Below are 15,338 nucleotides of genomic sequence, written 5' to 3'. Positions count from 1 at the left end.
AAGTTCAAACAAATATTATATCCCTATTGCATAATGTAAGTTTAACCTGGCGTATCCAATGGTTCGAATGATTAATTTTCGACATAATGTGTATCTTCGCGCCATGTATCTATACAATGTAACCATCATTGTGGAAAATGATATTCACGACGCCGTAAGAGATGACGTTAGAACCCACCTGCTCGACAATCGGGAACAAGAAGTAGAGTTGTCGTTTTTGCAACTATTAGACTCTCCCAATGAAGGCATTACCTACTGCCTCCAGCTACACTGCCAAGATCGGGCGGCGATTGATGTGTTTCAAACGGCTAGCCTAGCGGCATTCCAGGCGGTGCTTCACGAGCGCTACCCTGGGAAAGTATTTTTTTTCGAGAGCGTGATGAAATACCTGAACGATTAATCATATGAATTTCATAACTACCCCCCTATCCGGCCTCGTTGTCATTGAACCCCAGATCTGGAACGATGATCGCGGCTATTTCATAGAAACCTACAACGAAAAAGTGTTCCGGGCAAATGGCCTCCATGAAACCTTTGTTCAAGACAACCTCTCTTACTCCCATCGGGGAGTATTGCGCGGTATGCATGCACAATCGGGACCACAGGCCCAGGGCAAATTGGTACGTGTATTACGGGGGAGCGTACTAGATGTGGTTGTCGACATCCGGAAACAATCCGACACTTTTGGTCAGTCTTTCTCCATGAGGCTCGATGCGGATAAAGCCACCTCTCTATGGATACCTGCAGGCTTCCTCCATGGTTTCCTTGCGCTCGAAGACCACACGATATTTACCTATAAAGTAACTGGCCTTTATGATAAGGGCGGTGAACTGGGCGTACGATGGGATGATCCCGACTTGGGAATCGCATGGCCGGCCACAGGTGATGAGCTCATTATTTCGGAGAAAGACAGGCTGTTGCCCCGTCTGAAAGAGATCACAAGTCCATTTTAAGTATTTCGTCTTCCCGTGGAAGCTCATCTTCGTATTTGGGATTGTACTTCACTTTCGGCGTCAGGTAATAGAGCAAGATAAGCCGCGAAAAGCGATAGTTGAACGGAGCAAAAACGAAAGTGACCACCAACAATACAGCGACATATACCCAAGGTGAATCACTTTTAGTAAGCTCGTAGGTGAACAATCCGGCGATAATGAGCTGCGCCATTGAGAGTCCGTAACTCACATACATAGCTGCATAAAAATACCCAGGCTCAATCTCGAACCGGAACCCACAGTGGGGGCACAGGTCGTTCATCCGCTGTCTCTTTATGCCATACGGATTCCCCACAAACATGTGGCCTACCCGGCACTTAGGACATTTTGATGCAACGAGCGCTTTAACCTTCGAAGTATGCGCTTCCATTAGGCAAGTTAATTCAGCACGATCGGGTCATCGTCCATATCCACCGTTTTTTTGCTGCGGTATTTCTTATACCAAAGCACCCCTACCCCTACTGTGGCGACGTAGGGGATGGCGAGCAAAAACAAAATCCCCTTATTAAGTCCTTTGCCTTGGCTATTACCGTTTTGGGTAGCATTTTCCGCGGTGAGTGAACACATGGCACATTGCGCATCAGCACGATCGGGGATTACAGCGACTATTACTGCTGTCAACGCCATCATCGCTAAGAAACGCTTCATTATATTCATAGTGCAAACTTAGACAAAGTTGCTCTGATATGCAAACAGTTCCAGTAGCAATAAAGGTCCCGAAAAATCAGCTAAAAGTCATTTTCGAACACCTCAAAGCGGTCCCAGAAACCATCTTTCGGCAATTTCGCTTCCAATTCAAGAGGCTCGTTTTTGACGGGGTGCACAAAGGATAACCGCTTGGCGTGCAAACAGATGGTCCGCCGTAGACTCCCGCGGGGGTAACCATATTTATGGTCGCCCACGATGGGGCATCCCATCGATGCCAATTGCGCACGGATTTGGTGTGTCCTTCCTGTCAGCGGATACACCTCTATCAGGTAATATCCATCCAGTTCACCCAGCAGCTGATAGTCAAGCTCCGCATACACCCGCCCCTGGGCGACTTCGGTGTGGACCTTGGTGATATTCTGCGTACGGTCACGAGAGAGCCAATGGACTAGCTTTCCACTCGGTTCTTCGGGTGGTCTACGTACCACCGCCCAATAGGTTTTGTGGATTTCGCGGTCCTTAAAAAGCCTTTGCATACGTTCAAGTCCTTTGCTCGTTTTGGCAAATAAGATCAGTCCGCTCACAGGCCTATCGAGCCGGTGTATTACCCCTACGAAAGCACCGTTTGGCTTATTGTATTTCTTGGTCAGGTACTTGTTTACCATATCCTCCAGCGGCTCATCGCCGCCCGGGTCGGCCTGTACCAAGTACCCCGCGCGTTTGTTTACGGCAAGCAAATGATTGTCCTCGTAGATGACGTCGTTATCGGCAATAGGCATATTCCTGTATCTTCACGTTACGCAGCAAAGGTAACGATTTAAGGGGTCACCATCAAGTCTACGAACTCATGAACCGGCATCCGAGCCAACACATTGAAGTCTAACGACGACTCCAAAATCAACTGCTGCTGCTTAGTTGGGAATATACGGGCCAGGTTGGTTTTATACTTTTCCAACAACACCGGCATCCCTTCTCCGCGCCGCCGCTTGTGGCCAATGGGATACTCCACCACCACTTCGTCTAATACTGTCCCGTCGGTCAGCGTCATCGTGAGTGCGTTGGGAATAGAACGCTTTTCGGGATCGTGGTAATCACGGGTAAAAGCGAGGTCTTCTTTGACTTCCATCTTTTCTCGAAGTGCATCGATACGGGGATCCGCCGCGACATTATCTTCGTAGTCTGCAGCGGTTAGTCTACCGAAGATCAACGGTACGGCAATCATATACTGGATACAGTGGTCACGATCTGCCGGGTTATGCAACAATCCCTTCTTGTCAATGATACGAATCGCTGCCTCATGCGTGCGAATGTGGATATGCTGAATATCAGCAGCGGTCTTACCCATTTCACTCAGCTTATGGTACAGGGCCATGGCTGCCTCTACTGCCGTTTGAGCGTGGAATTCAGCCGGGAATGATATCTTGAAAAGTACATTTTCCATCACATATGAGCCATATGGTCGCTGAAATGTAAAGTTATTTCCCTTGAACAGTACATCGTAAAAACCCCACGTCCTTGCGGTGAGCACAGACCGATATCCCATCTCTCCCGTTCGGGCAATCAATGCCAAACGGACCGCACGGGAAGTTGCGTCCCCGGCTGCCCATGACTTGCGGCTACCGGTATTGGGCGCGTGGCGGTAAGTCCGCAGAGAATGGCCATCAACGAATGCCAACGACACCGCATTCACAAGCTCATCACGATTCAACCCCAAGAGCTTGCCGACCACGGCCGTTGACGCCAGTTTTACAAGCAGCACATGATCGAGGCCAACTTTGTTAAACGAGTTTTCGAGTGCCATAACACCTTGTATTTCATGGGCACGGATCATCGCATCCAACACTTGATGCACAGTGATCGGCGCTTTACCGTTGGCTATTGCTGTGCGCGACAACCAATCGGCAACCGCCAATATACCGCCCAGGTTATCGGACGGGTGGCCCCATTCAGCTGCCAGCCACGTATCGTTGAAATCGAGCCACCGGATCATCGCACCGATATTGAACGCCGCATGGACAGGGTCCAATTGATAGTTCGTGCCGGGCACCTTGGAACCATGTGGTACAATCGTACCGGGTACAACCGGCCCCAGCAATTTAGTACATGCCGGATAAGTCAGGGCTTCGAACCCACAGCCAAGGGTATCCAGTAGGCAGTAATGGGCAGTTTGGAGAGCATCCTCGCTCGTAATAGTGTAGTCTAATACGTAATTAACGATATCAACGATGACTTTATCTGTTTCAGGAAGGGGATTAGTTATATGTGACATAAATATTCTTTTTTTGTCGTAAGTCATAAGTTCCTCCATTTTGCAACATAAGATTTTATATCGGTTATGACTAACGACTTACCAATGAAACAAATGCTCTAGGTTCCGGCCCGGTATAGTTCGCGCTGGGACGGATAATCTTTCCGTCCTGCCGCTGCTCGATCACGTGGGCACTCCACCCGGTAATGCGGGCAATAACAAACAACGGTGTAAAGAAAGAAGTGGGCACACCCATTAAATGATAGGAAACTGCAGAAAACCAATCGAGGTTAGGAAACATCTTCTTCTCTTCCCAAAGCAGTGTTTCCAGCCGTTCCGCTATGGAAAATAACCGCATATCGCCGGCTTCTTCCGAAAGCTGCTGCGCTACTTTTTTGATAATTACATTGCGGGGATCCGAAACGGTGTATACCGGATGGCCGAACCCGATGATCACCTCCTTGCGTGCGAGCCGCTGCTGGATATCCGCAGCCGCTTCCTCGGCGTCGGTATACCTGCTTTGAATCTCGTAAGCCACTTCGTTGGCTCCTCCATGTTTGGGCCCACGGAGCGCACCGATGCTCCCCGTAATACAGGAATAAATATCCGATCCCGTGCCCGCAATAACCCGGCCGGTAAACGTGGACGCATTGAACTCGTGCTCGGCATAGAGGTTGAGCGAAACGGCCATGGCCTGCGCCCAAGACGGAGATGGGGATTTGCCATGCAACAAATGCAAAAAATGGCTGCCGATCGTGTCATCATCCGTCTCTACGTCGATACGCTTACCGCTATGGGTATAATGATACCAATAAAGCAGTGCCGACGCATAGGATGCCAGCAGTTTATCTGCAATGTCGCGCGCACCTACCGTATTACGGTCTTCGCGCTCCGGGTAAATGGTACCCAACACGGAAGTATAAGTACGCAGTACATCCATGGGATGCGCTGCGGCTCCGATCTGCTCGAGGACATTCTTTGCAATCTGTGGCAGTCCACGGAGCCCCTTCAACTTCCGATGGTACGCCTGTAGTTGTATTGAGGTAGGCAGTCGCTCATGGATAAGAAGATGGGCGACCTCTTCGAAAGACGCTCCCTCTGCCAAATCAAGGATATCATAACCTCGGTAATGCAGGTCGTTGCCACTACGCCCAACGGTACACAGTGCCGTATTACCCGCTGCTACCCCCGATAGAGCGACTGATTTTTTCGGCTTAAACCCACTATGTTGGTTATTATCACTCATATATGTACTAGTTTATATTGCTATACCTCACAATTGGTTCACTTTTTAACATCAAACTTAAGACTAACGTCCATACAGCTCATCCAATTTCCGTTCGTAATCGTAGTAACCGATACTCTCATACAATTCGACACGGGTTTGCATGGCGCCGACTACCTCCTTCTGGGTGCCGTCTTTTCGTATGTGCTTGTAAACATTCAATGCCGCCTTGTTGGCTGCACGGAACGCCGATAGCGGATAAAGCACCAACTCTACGCCGGCCGCTTCTAATTGGGCCTTGTTCCAAAGGGGGGTCACACCGAACTCTGTGATATTGGCCAATATGGGAAGCTTTGCCGCTTCGGCGAATGCACGGTATTGGACTAATTCGGTCACCGCCTCAGCGAAGATAAAATCAGCACCCGCTTCCGCATAGGCAACCACTCGCTCCAAGGTTGCTTCTAGCCCCTCATTTGCCAGGGCATCGGTACGGGCGCCGATAGCAAATTGCCCATCGGTGCGGGCATCCACAGCAGCTTTCAATCGGTCCACCATCTCGCCAGCACCCACCAATTCCTTATTCGGCCTATGCCCGCAGCGCTTCGCCCCCACTTGGTCTTCTATGTGTATCGCTGCGGCTCCGGCTTTAATCAGGCTTTTCACGGTTCGCGACACATTGAATGCCGACGGACCGAATCCAGTATCCACATCCACCAGCAATGGCGTATCACACACGTTGGTGATGCGTTCCACGTCCACCAAGATATCGGCCAATTGCGTAATGCCCAAATCTGGGATACCCAAGGAACCGGCGGCTACACCGCCACCCGAAAGATAGATAGCCTTGAATCCTGCTTGTGTAGCAAGTAAGGCATGATTGGCATTGATGGTCCCGGCGATTTGCAAGGGTCGTTCCGCCTGCATAGCCAAGCGCCAACGCATACCGGCAGAAGGGGTTGTTTCACTCATCGTGGTTTATTTTACGATTGCGGTAAATATACGGGATACGATCGACGTGGGCAAGCCGACTAAAAAAATACTATGCTTGCATAATAAAAAAAGTTTGTCGATTTTTGTGAAAAACCAGTTGTCATGAATATATTAGTTTGTATCAGTAATGTCCCGGATACCACTTCGAAAATCACATTTTCGTCGGATCACACGTCACCCAATACGAACGGCATCCAGTATATCATCAACCCATACGACGAGATTGCCCTTGCTAAGGCCATTGATTTGACCGAAGGCACTGATGGCAAGGTAGTCGTTATCAACGTCGGTGAAGCCGCCACCGAAGCGACTATACGCAAGGCACTGGCCATCGGTGCCCACCAAGCCGTGCGTGTTGATGCTGTGCCGCGGGATGCTTGGTTCGTGGCGCATCAAATTGCGATGTATGCCAAGAACAATCCTTTTGACATCATCCTGACTGGTCGCGAGTCCATCGAATACAATGGCACCCAAGTGGCTGCTTATGTAGGAGAGTTGTTGGGTATCCCTTCAGTATCTATCGCTAAGCGCATCGACATTGAGGGAGACAGGGCCATCGTGGAGCGGGAAATCGAGGGAGGCAAAGAGGTCCTTTCCATACCGTTGCCCCTGGTTGTGGGTGCTGCCGAAGGCGTTGCCGAACCACGTATACCTAACATGCGCGGTATCATGAGCGCCCGTACTAAGCCACTTGAAGTAATCCAGCCTACAGCTGTGCCGGAGTTGTCGCATATCGTAAAATACGAGTCGCCCGAACCCCGGGGCAGTGTCACGTTGGTCAGCGCCGATGATGTGGAACAGCTTGTCGACCTGCTTCATAACAACGCGCGGGTGATATAAACAATGATACGTTAACAAATAAAGAAGAACAACATGTCTGTTTTAGTATATACCGAACATACGGAAGGAAAGTTTAAAAAATCGGCCTATGAGGCAGTCTCCTACGCGAAGGCAGTTGCCGACCTGATAGGTACTTCGGTCACTGCAGTGACTATAGGCACCGTGGCCCCAGCTGATTTGGCAACCTTAGGTAACTACGGTGCTACCAAAGTACTCCATGTATCGTCGGAGCAGTTCGCGCAATTTATCAACCAAGCGTACGCTTCGGTTATTGCAGCCGCGGCCACACATGTAGATGCCAATGTAGTCATCATCGCCAACACATTCAGCGGTAAGGGGCTTGCCCCACGCGTAGCAGCGAAGTTGGAAGCGGCACTTGCCGACGGGGCGGTAGAGCTTCCTCAGTTTGAGGGTGACAAACTGAACATTAAGAAAACTGCGTTTTCGGGAAAAGCCTTTGCAATTACTGAACTCACCGCCCCCAAAAAAGTCATTGCACTAAATCTTAACGCATTTGAAGTTCGCGAATCGGGTGGTAGCGCAGCTGTGGAGGAGTTCAAACCCGAGGTACCCGCCGGCGACTTCACAGCCGTTATCAAAGATATCATCCGCATTACCGATAAGGTGCCCCTGCCTGATGCGGAGATTGTCGTATCTGCCGGACGTGGCCTCAAGGGGCCTGAGAACTGGGCGATGATTGAAGAGCTGGCCGATGTACTCGGCGCAGCTACGGCCTGTTCCAAGCCTGTGTCTGATGCGGGGTGGCGGCCGCATTCGGAACATGTGGGCCAAACCGGAATCGCCGTTAGCCCCAATCTATATATTGCAATAGGTATTTCGGGTGCAATCCAACACTTGGCTGGTGTGAGCTCATCAAAAACCATTGTGGTGATCAACAAAGACCCTGAGGCCCCTTTTTTCAAAGTAGCCGATTATGGCATCGTAGGCGATGCTTTCGAGGTCGTACCAAAACTCACAGCAGCTATAAAAGCGTATAAAGGCAACTAGAAGATTGATTTTTCGATAACAATTCGCATCTTTGTATTCCTGTATCCAATCAGGCATGAAGAAGATAAAACTAGATATCGTCGGTCTTTCCTACAGCCAAACGCAGTCGGGTGCATACGCCCTTGTGCTTGGTGAGGTAACAGGACGACGCCGATTGCCGATCATTATCGGTGGATTCGAGGCGCAAGCTATTGCCATCGAGATAGAGAAAATGAAACCCAGCCGCCCGCTTACCCACGACCTTTTCAAGGCTTTTGCCGAAACGTACCATATCCGTATCGACGAAGTGATTATCTACAACTTGGTGGACGGTATCTTCTATGCCAAAATCCTCTTTAATGATGGCCATAAGCAAACTGAGATTGATGCCCGAACTTCAGATGCAATTGCATTGGCCGTACGTTTCAAGGCGCCGGTATATACCTATGAATTCATCCTCGCCTCTGCAGGTATCGTTATCGAAGGAAATGATTTCGTCTTTCTTGAAAACATCGAACCGTCGGGCACTAACACTCCGGAAACGATGGTTAACAAAGATGCAAAATCGTCTTTTGCATCCATGAGCGATGAGCAACTCCAGGAGACCCTGTCAAAAGCACTGGATGATGAGCTTTATGAAAAAGCAGCGCGGATAAGGGATGAGATAACCCGTCGGAAATCTTCCTGATTGAATGGGATGCCTAACGCGAATGACCGACCATAACTAGCCGCGACCATGTCGATAAAGAGCCGACTGATTGTAATGAACTTTCTCCAGTTTTTTGTATGGGGTTCATGGCTCATTTCACTCGGCAGTTACATGGGAGGGCGACTTGGGTTTTCGGGGTTACAAATCGGCTCTGTGTATTCGACCATGGGAATAGCTTCGATTTTCATGCCCGGCTTATTGGGGATTGTGGCCGACCGTTGGGTGAATGCTGAACGGGTATACGCGGTGGCACACGTCATCGGTGCCGGGGCCCTTATTGCTGCGGCTGGAGTGACCAACTTCGAAATATTTTATGGCTTGATGCTCCTCAACGCCCTTTTTTATATGCCCACTTTGGGATTATGCAATTCAGTGTGCTACAACGTACTATCACAAAGGCAGTTTGATGTGATAAAAGCATTTCCACCCATACGGGTTTGGGGCACCGTCGGATTTATCGTGGCAATGTGGGCGGTAGACCTCCTGGGTTGGACACAAAGTACAAACCAACTTTACGTATCGGCTGGTGCAGGACTGTTTTTGGCGTGCTATGCACTCACCGTTCCGCCATCGCCACCTTACCTCCACGAGACCCGCAGGAAAACACTGGCATCATCCCTAGGACTGGATGCCTTTGTACTACTCAAGAAAAAAAACACAGCACTATTTTTCTTCTTTTCACTGCTATTGGGTGCCGCCTTACAGATTACGAATGCGTTTGGAGGGCCGTTTTTAAACGACTTCAAAACCGCCTACCCCGATTCTTTCGGCGTACAACATCCAAACCTACTACTCTCCATCTCACAGCTGTCTGAAACATTCTTCATATTATTGATTCCCTTTTTTCTCACGCGATTCGGTATCCGCAAGGTAATGCTGTTCAGCATTATCGCTTGGGTGCTGCGGTTCGGGTTGTTTGGGTTGGGGAATCCGGCAGACAAGCTCTACCTCCTGGTACTTTCCATGATTATATACGGCATGGCATTCGACTTCTTCAATGTTTCGGGCTCACTGTATGTAGAAAAGGTTGCAGCCCCGAAAATCCGTTCAAGTGCCCAAGGATTGTTCATCATCATGACCAATGGTTTTGGTTCCATCATTGGGGGTTATGGTAGCGGTTGGGTAGTCGACCATTTTACCAGCAGCGATGGGGTCCGTGATTGGCCGAGCATCTGGTTCACGTTCGCCGGATATGCATTGGCACTGGCTATCCTCTTTCTGTTGGTCTTCCGAGACCGGAAAATTGAAGCCGAGTAGGCTCCCTTATCATAGGGCATTATAATATTTAAACCCGCCTGAAAAAAATAAACACCCTGATACTTTGTTTTACAAATGGGCCCTATAGCGGGATTGGTTGCTCCCACTGGCTTACTTCTTTGACGTCTTTTCCGCTGACCTCATCGATTTCGCTATCTGCCGCGTCCATGGGACACTAGAACGGGTTCCGGAAACGCCCGACCAAGTCTACGTAGAACATACCCGGTCCTGTTCCACTCCATACTTACCCCAAGTACATTACACATGGGCCTGTTCGCGTGTTTCATGGACCCGGCCGCGTGGAATTTTAAGTCTTCGAAAACCATTCTATCCGAACACTTTGATTCCATATGCAGAACACACCCAAAAATAAAAAGCTAAAAATATTTGCATAAAATATCAAAAGATACTATCTTTGAGGGATAGATTTATTTCCTAAATACATAAAAAACTAGACCATGAAAATCAAGAAATTAAAAAGAAGGAAGTTCCAGTACTTAACCAAGGAAGAATTTGACAACCCGCTATTACCGTTGGTCGCGTTGTGTTGCAGCGAAACATCGTTAGACTATGCCGTAGGAGATACACACCAGTTCATCAGGGCTACCAACGGGCGCAATACCGGTTTCGTCGGTAGCGATTACGCTAATATGTATTTCTTCTACGAACGGTTCTGCAAACACATTGAGCTCCTATATGTGTTGATGCATCGTTTCCCCGACTGGAAACTCGCCAAAGATGGCCCACTCTACCGGGTTAGGGTTATGGGCCGTGCAAAAGAGGTATATGACGGAGACATGTTTGACGGAACAACCATGCAGTTTAATAAATTATCGAAAACCGAATTCTGGGATCTACGTCTATTCATGAAATCCCTTTTTGCTTTCAAAACACTTGATGAATGGCGAGACACCTTAGACGACATGGTCCGCATGATATTCGGCGATGAAAGTTTTTCGGAATACTACGACAACGCATACCAAATCTTTGAATACTTGGATAAACTCTGCGAAGCGATGTTTCTCGCTTATCTTATACGCGGCAAAGACTACATGCTAAACCATTGCGCCAAACGGTTCGGCATTAAGAAAAAAAAGCTTATTGATGCGTAGGAAGCACCTTTAACCAACATATATACCGACTAGAATCATCATTACCGAAACCCTGAAGTAATACAGATCAACATGAAAACCAAAAGAAAACTAAGCCACAAGCACTTTCGTTATTTAACGAAGAAGGAATTCAAGGACCCATTGTATGCGATAGCAGATTTTTGCCGTTCAATCTGCTCTTTAAGCGGATATAAGAAAGATATCAAAGAAATAATATACACTTCAAATGCATCCCCACATAAGCGGAAGCCAATAGAAATCAGCAACCTTTTATTTTCTTGGAGGCAACTTGTAAAGCATATCGAACTTCTCTATGTGCTATCACACAGGAAAGTTGATTGGACGGTCCATCCCGATGCAACATATCATAAACAAACCTTCAACCTTCATGCACATTGGGTACATGACGAGACCTTATACAATGGGGCGTACCTGAACTTTGAACGACTTAAGCTCGCTGAAATGAGAGACATCGGCATCTTCATCAAGAAATTCTTTAACTTCAAATCACTAAGAGAGTGGTATAGAACGATGGACGAAATATCGGAGACTTTTTTCGAAGAATACTCCCTTTCAGATCTATTTGACTATGCCGACGATCAAGCCAAGATTTTCAAATACCTAGAAAAAATCGCGGACACGATTTTCCTGATATACGCTACCAGGGCGAGGGAACACATCTTCAAATACCATATAAAGGAATTCGCTTTAGAGAAATACCTCGAAAAAGAGGCTTCGGAAGCTGGGAACGAAGCATCGGAACAAGCCCCTTCGGCAGCAGAAAATCCGGCTTCCGATGAAACCGATGACGATGCATAGCATTTGAAATCGGTCGATTCAACCTGCAATCATTCCCCGGGTGGCGGGCGTAGGACGCTGCCCGGGGGTGGTTGCTTATCATAAAGCACCTATTCCAATAATTATGCCTACCTTTGCAGCCATCCGCTCAAAATATCCATATTAGACCGGATAACGATGTTGTTATGTATTCAACATTTTTAACGTTAACATTATTTTGCTATTTACATCATTGAATCTTTCAAGGCCCATTATGGAGGCTTTGGAAACTGCGGGTTATGAAACCCCCACCCCCATACAAGAACAAGCCATCCCTACCATTTTACAGCGCCACGATATTTTGGCATGTGCACAGACAGGCACTGGCAAAACGGCTGCTTTTTCGCTGCCTATCATCGAGCAGTTGCTGACCAAGAAAAACGAAGGACCTTACCGCGGACCCAAAGCCCTAATCCTGGCTCCTACGCGTGAACTGGCGATACAGATCGGTGAAAACATCGCCGTATATATCAGTAAAACACATTTGCGGCAAACCGTTGTCTTCGGTGGTGTGTCTGTAATGAACCAAATCAGCGAGCTGCGCAAACGTCCGGAGATACTGGTAGCTACCCCTGGCAGGCTTCTTGACCTGATCAACCAACGCGCACTCTCACTGCAAAGCGTTCACTTCCTCGTTTTGGATGAGGCCGACCGCATGCTCGACATGGGGTTTATCAAAGATATCCAGCGCGTTATTGCGATGGTCCCTGCCGACCGCCAGACACTGCTGTTCTCGGCTACCATGCCTACAGCAATTGAAAAACTGGCAAGCGCCATACTCCGAAATCCGAAACACATCGCGGTTGCCCCGGTATCCTCCACGGTAGAAACCATCACACAGGCGGTATATCCCGTCGCCAAACCTGACAAAATCGACCTCCTTGCCTACCTCGTACACCAAGGAGAAGGGGGAAACGTATTGGTTTTTTCACGTACGAAACACGGAGCCGATAAAATTGTCAGGAAGCTGCGGAAAGTAGGCATTAGCGCGGAGGCCATCCACGGCAACAAGTCCCAACAAGCCCGGCAGAAAGCACTGAAAGCATTCAAGGCTGGAACAATAACTGTGTTAGTCGCCACAGACATCGCCGCAAGGGGTATCGATATCGATCGATTGCAATTGGTCATCAATTACGACCTGCCAAACGAACCAGAAACCTACGTGCATCGTATCGGTCGCACTGGCCGGGCTGGTGAGCTAGGCACAGCTTTCTCTTTCTGCGACGTCGAGGAACGCGAATACCTGTGGGATATCTGTAAGCTAATCAAGCAACAGCTGCCAATGGTAACCAACCACCCTTATGTGCCGGAGAATCTCGCAGAGTACGAATACAAGCCGAAACAAGCACAACCGGCATCAGCCAACCCGAGTAAGAAACGGAGCAAAAAACGTAATCGACCACAACAACGCTATCGTGCTGCCATTTAAGACAGTCTAAGCAGTGGTATCCAAGGAAAAAAAATTAACAAGATTTAGGTAAACGACAGCCAGTCGCTTCCCGCTATATAGTCGTCAATAACTTTCACCCGATTATCTAAGTACAGATTAGACACAAGGTGCGTAATATCTCTGCGCAAGTGCTCGATGCTTCCCTTAACCAAATCATCCCGGTAACCTTCATTGGCAATAGCCAACACGTAGTTTGCAGAGATGACGCGGCTGATGATTTTCCCCAGGTCTACCAACTTCCTTTGGATTAGCCCTTCTCCCGGCACAAAATCAAGCGTGTCTTTAAAAACTACCGACGCATCCCGCGTCAGCTCGTATGCCGATAAGAAAGCAAAGAGATTAGCCTCCTTACTTTTTCGCATCTTCTTCAGTATCATCTCAGCAATCTGAGTATACAACATTTCGTTCGATCCCTCAAAAATCTGGAATGGCCTGCTATCTACAATACCCCGCCCAGCAATATGACTGATCTTGTAGCCATTTGCACCCGATACCTGCAAGCAGAGTTGTGCAGACTTCTGCATGAGATCGGTTACCAATGCCTTCATCGCATTAGCCTCGATTCCCTCCATCGCTAAATTGTGGGTTATACCACTGATATGGCTGCTTCGATGACACATAGCCGAACAAATAGTATATGCTGACTGGATCTGTGACAATTGGAACTGCACGGAATCCAGCGCCAAAAGGTTGCTGCTTCCGACCATCCGCTGGCTGCAATGGCTGATCGCTTCGTCAAGCATCCGCTTGATGAAGCCCATACCCATACCAGGAAATTGCATCCGGCTACGGTGCAGGACATCGAGCATCATTTTTATACCTGTGCTTTCGGCAACCAAACGCTGAGGGGCCGGCACCTCAATATCAATCGTATTCAACCCGTAAGGGATCATATAAAGACCGAGGTTATTATACAACCGCTCTACCTTGATCCGCTGTGCCGGGATGGAATTATCGCTGATAAAAAAATCGATATCCCGAGCTAATTCCCCGTTAGGCAACAGGCCCCGCGCAGTAACCAGCCAGAAATCGGCCTGACCAGTAAGCCCCTGCCAGTGCTTGGTACCGGTGATATGATAATGACCGTCCACCTGCCGGTATGATGTACGCATATTCAGCGCATCACTCCCGTAATCGGGTTCGGTAATCATCAGTCCGCCCATGCATTGCTGTGTCAGGAACCGATCGAATATCGGTGCTTTTACCTGCTCATCGGCATATTTGGATACTGGCTCAAGGAATAAAGCGATATTAATACCAAACGTAAGCGAGAGCGGCAACGATTCGTATGAAGCTGCCGAAAGCAATGCTAAGCACTCCTTGACAATGCTTCCCCGCCCCCCGTATTCCTTAGGTATTGCTACCGACAGCGGCACCTCATCCATGATACGGGTCCACACCGCTGCGGGCAACCCACGTTGGAGGCTAAGTTGGTTGATATCTGCTTGTTCGTAAAACGCCTCTTGAAGTGCCTGCTTAAAACGTTGTATGAAAGCAGCCAACTGGTTTTCGTTATCTATATGGATGGATGATGATGTCAATGTATATTTGTGTGTTGAGTATTCCACAAATCTACGAAAATAGTTGGGCAACCGACTAAGCTATCCGATAAAATGATTTGTACCATCCGCAAAAAAGCCTATTTTTGCAGCACGTCCTCGGGAAATTAGCTCAGTTGGTTCAGAGCACTACCTCGACAAGGTAGGGGTCACAGGTTCGAGCCCTGTATTTCCCACAGTGAAACACCGACCTGATAGGCCGGTGTTTTTTTATCAGTATTCTCCCATATCCGCCAATTCAGCCTTCATCAGGAACACATTATATGGACGCCACATAGACATCAGGAAATACAGGTTATCGCCAGTAGCCGACGTAGGGTGGATATAGGAGCCGTACAATTGTGGGTAGTTGCTCCCCGAAGCTAATTCATACGGTTCGCTCCATGGGCCTTTGATATCTTCGGCTGTACGCATTGCGATTTGATACCTGTCGCCATTGAACTTACATTATGCAATAGGGATATAATATTTGTTTGAACTTCTT

General features: G+C 48.4%; 16 protein-coding genes, 1 tRNA gene and 1 pseudogene. 10 read left to right on the top strand and 8 right to left on the bottom strand.

Annotated elements, in window-relative coordinates:
- Positions 1–67 precede the first annotated feature (67 nt).
- Positions 68–400, top strand: a complete 333-nt coding sequence (locus NGM62_RS20340) for a DUF4286 family protein (protein WP_262250153.1) — start codon at positions 68–70, stop codon at positions 398–400.
- A 4-nt stretch (positions 401–404) separates the two neighbouring features.
- Positions 405–953 carry a dTDP-4-dehydrorhamnose 3,5-epimerase gene (gene rfbC / locus NGM62_RS20335; RefSeq protein ID WP_262250152.1) on the top strand — a complete coding sequence of 183 codons (549 nt, stop codon included), beginning with the start codon at positions 405–407 and terminating at the stop codon, positions 951–953.
- Here the strand turns inward: rfbC and NGM62_RS20330 are convergent.
- The 6 genes from NGM62_RS20330 to prpB form a co-directional block, all read right to left on the bottom strand.
- Positions 937–1,362, bottom strand: a complete 426-nt coding sequence (locus NGM62_RS20330; protein ID WP_262250151.1) for a DUF983 domain-containing protein — start codon at positions 1,360–1,362, stop codon at positions 937–939. The genes rfbC and NGM62_RS20330 overlap by 17 nt on opposite strands.
- An 8-nt stretch (positions 1,363–1,370) precedes the next feature.
- Positions 1,371–1,649, bottom strand: a complete 279-nt coding sequence (locus NGM62_RS20325) for a hypothetical protein (RefSeq protein WP_262250150.1) — start codon at positions 1,647–1,649, stop codon at positions 1,371–1,373.
- A 71-nt stretch (positions 1,650–1,720) separates the two neighbouring features.
- Positions 1,721–2,419, bottom strand: a complete 699-nt coding sequence (locus NGM62_RS20320) for an RluA family pseudouridine synthase (protein WP_262250149.1) — start codon at positions 2,417–2,419, stop codon at positions 1,721–1,723.
- A gap of 38 nt (positions 2,420–2,457) precedes the next feature.
- On the bottom strand, positions 2,458–3,909 hold the full coding sequence (locus tag NGM62_RS20315; RefSeq protein ID WP_262250148.1) for a bifunctional 2-methylcitrate dehydratase/aconitate hydratase: 1,452 nt from the start codon (positions 3,907–3,909) through the stop codon (positions 2,458–2,460).
- 70 nt (positions 3,910–3,979) lie between these two features.
- Positions 3,980–5,134: a bifunctional 2-methylcitrate synthase/citrate synthase gene (prpC, locus tag NGM62_RS20310; RefSeq protein WP_262250147.1), complete on the bottom strand. Its 1,155-nt coding sequence runs from the start codon at positions 5,132–5,134 to the stop codon at positions 3,980–3,982.
- Between the two features lie 63 nt (positions 5,135–5,197).
- A complete protein-coding gene (prpB, locus tag NGM62_RS20305) occupies positions 5,198–6,082 on the bottom strand; it encodes a methylisocitrate lyase (protein WP_262250146.1) in 885 nt (294 codons plus the stop codon).
- Positions 6,083–6,205: 123 nt separating this feature from the next.
- Here prpB and NGM62_RS20300 point away from each other — a divergent pair, with 123 nt between their 5' ends.
- From NGM62_RS20300 to NGM62_RS20270, 7 genes are all read left to right on the top strand, one after another.
- Positions 6,206–6,943 carry an electron transfer flavoprotein subunit beta/FixA family protein gene (locus tag NGM62_RS20300; protein WP_262250145.1) on the top strand — a complete coding sequence of 246 codons (738 nt, stop codon included), beginning with the start codon at positions 6,206–6,208 and terminating at the stop codon, positions 6,941–6,943.
- Between the two features lie 33 nt (positions 6,944–6,976).
- Positions 6,977–7,951 carry an electron transfer flavoprotein subunit alpha/FixB family protein gene (locus NGM62_RS20295; RefSeq protein ID WP_262250144.1) on the top strand — a complete coding sequence of 325 codons (975 nt, stop codon included), beginning with the start codon at positions 6,977–6,979 and terminating at the stop codon, positions 7,949–7,951.
- 55 nt (positions 7,952–8,006) lie between these two features.
- On the top strand, positions 8,007–8,618 hold the full coding sequence (locus tag NGM62_RS20290; protein WP_262250143.1) for a bifunctional nuclease family protein: 612 nt from the start codon (positions 8,007–8,009) through the stop codon (positions 8,616–8,618).
- Positions 8,619–8,666: 48 nt separating this feature from the next.
- Positions 8,667–9,896 carry a nucleoside permease gene (locus tag NGM62_RS20285; protein WP_262250142.1) on the top strand — a complete coding sequence of 410 codons (1,230 nt, stop codon included), beginning with the start codon at positions 8,667–8,669 and terminating at the stop codon, positions 9,894–9,896.
- A 458-nt stretch (positions 9,897–10,354) separates the two neighbouring features.
- Positions 10,355–11,008 carry a hypothetical protein gene (locus NGM62_RS20280; protein WP_262250141.1) on the top strand — a complete coding sequence of 218 codons (654 nt, stop codon included), beginning with the start codon at positions 10,355–10,357 and terminating at the stop codon, positions 11,006–11,008.
- 72 nt (positions 11,009–11,080) lie between these two features.
- Positions 11,081–11,827 (top strand): hypothetical protein, encoded by a 747-nt coding sequence (locus NGM62_RS20275; RefSeq protein WP_262250140.1) that lies wholly within the window; start codon positions 11,081–11,083, stop codon positions 11,825–11,827.
- A gap of 232 nt (positions 11,828–12,059) precedes the next feature.
- A complete protein-coding gene (locus NGM62_RS20270; RefSeq protein ID WP_262250139.1) occupies positions 12,060–13,274 on the top strand; it encodes a DEAD/DEAH box helicase in 1,215 nt (404 codons plus the stop codon).
- A 44-nt stretch (positions 13,275–13,318) separates the two neighbouring features.
- Here the strand turns inward: NGM62_RS20270 and NGM62_RS20265 are convergent, their stop codons facing one another.
- Positions 13,319–14,863 (bottom strand): acyl-CoA dehydrogenase, encoded by a 1,545-nt coding sequence (locus NGM62_RS20265; protein WP_262250138.1) that lies wholly within the window; start codon positions 14,861–14,863, stop codon positions 13,319–13,321.
- Between the two features lie 92 nt (positions 14,864–14,955).
- Here NGM62_RS20265 and NGM62_RS20260 point away from each other — a divergent pair.
- Positions 14,956–15,030: transfer RNA gene (locus NGM62_RS20260), tRNA-Val, on the top strand.
- A 37-nt stretch (positions 15,031–15,067) separates the two neighbouring features.
- Here NGM62_RS20260 and NGM62_RS20255 read toward each other — a convergent pair.
- Positions 15,068–15,283 (bottom strand): annotated as a pseudogene (locus tag NGM62_RS20255) (DUF4185 domain-containing protein); the annotation flags it as partial.
- Between the last annotated feature and the right edge of the window lie 55 nt (positions 15,284–15,338).

This window comes from Parapedobacter soli, assembly GCF_025460835.1.
Taxonomy (GTDB): Bacteria; Bacteroidota; Bacteroidia; order Sphingobacteriales; family Sphingobacteriaceae; genus Parapedobacter; species Parapedobacter soli.
This window is presented reverse-complemented; position numbering and strand designations above follow the sequence as displayed.

What these genes read in the sequence shown, in the direction of transcription:
- NGM62_RS20340 (WP_262250153.1), top strand. Translation starts at nt 68, where the DNA reads ATGATTAATTTTCGACATAATGTGTATCTTCGCGCCATGTATCTATAC.
- rfbC (WP_262250152.1), top strand. Translation starts at nt 405, where the DNA reads ATGAATTTCATAACTACCCCCCTATCCGGCCTCGTTGTCATTGAACCC.
- NGM62_RS20330 (WP_262250151.1), bottom strand. Translation starts at nt 1,362, where the DNA reads ATGGAAGCGCATACTTCGAAGGTTAAAGCGCTCGTTGCATCAAAATGT.
- NGM62_RS20325 (WP_262250150.1), bottom strand. Translation starts at nt 1,649, where the DNA reads ATGAATATAATGAAGCGTTTCTTAGCGATGATGGCGTTGACAGCAGTA.
- NGM62_RS20320 (WP_262250149.1), bottom strand. Translation starts at nt 2,419, where the DNA reads ATGCCTATTGCCGATAACGACGTCATCTACGAGGACAATCATTTGCTT.
- NGM62_RS20315 (WP_262250148.1), bottom strand. Translation starts at nt 3,909, where the DNA reads ATGTCACATATAACTAATCCCCTTCCTGAAACAGATAAAGTCATCGTT.
- prpC (WP_262250147.1), bottom strand. Translation starts at nt 5,134, where the DNA reads ATGAGTGATAATAACCAACATAGTGGGTTTAAGCCGAAAAAATCAGTC.
- prpB (WP_262250146.1), bottom strand. Translation starts at nt 6,082, where the DNA reads ATGAGTGAAACAACCCCTTCTGCCGGTATGCGTTGGCGCTTGGCTATG.
- NGM62_RS20300 (WP_262250145.1), top strand. Translation starts at nt 6,206, where the DNA reads ATGAATATATTAGTTTGTATCAGTAATGTCCCGGATACCACTTCGAAA.
- NGM62_RS20295 (WP_262250144.1), top strand. Translation starts at nt 6,977, where the DNA reads ATGTCTGTTTTAGTATATACCGAACATACGGAAGGAAAGTTTAAAAAA.
- NGM62_RS20290 (WP_262250143.1), top strand. Translation starts at nt 8,007, where the DNA reads ATGAAGAAGATAAAACTAGATATCGTCGGTCTTTCCTACAGCCAAACG.
- NGM62_RS20285 (WP_262250142.1), top strand. Translation starts at nt 8,667, where the DNA reads ATGTCGATAAAGAGCCGACTGATTGTAATGAACTTTCTCCAGTTTTTT.
- NGM62_RS20280 (WP_262250141.1), top strand. Translation starts at nt 10,355, where the DNA reads ATGAAAATCAAGAAATTAAAAAGAAGGAAGTTCCAGTACTTAACCAAG.
- NGM62_RS20275 (WP_262250140.1), top strand. Translation starts at nt 11,081, where the DNA reads ATGAAAACCAAAAGAAAACTAAGCCACAAGCACTTTCGTTATTTAACG.
- NGM62_RS20270 (WP_262250139.1), top strand. Translation starts at nt 12,060, where the DNA reads ATGGAGGCTTTGGAAACTGCGGGTTATGAAACCCCCACCCCCATACAA.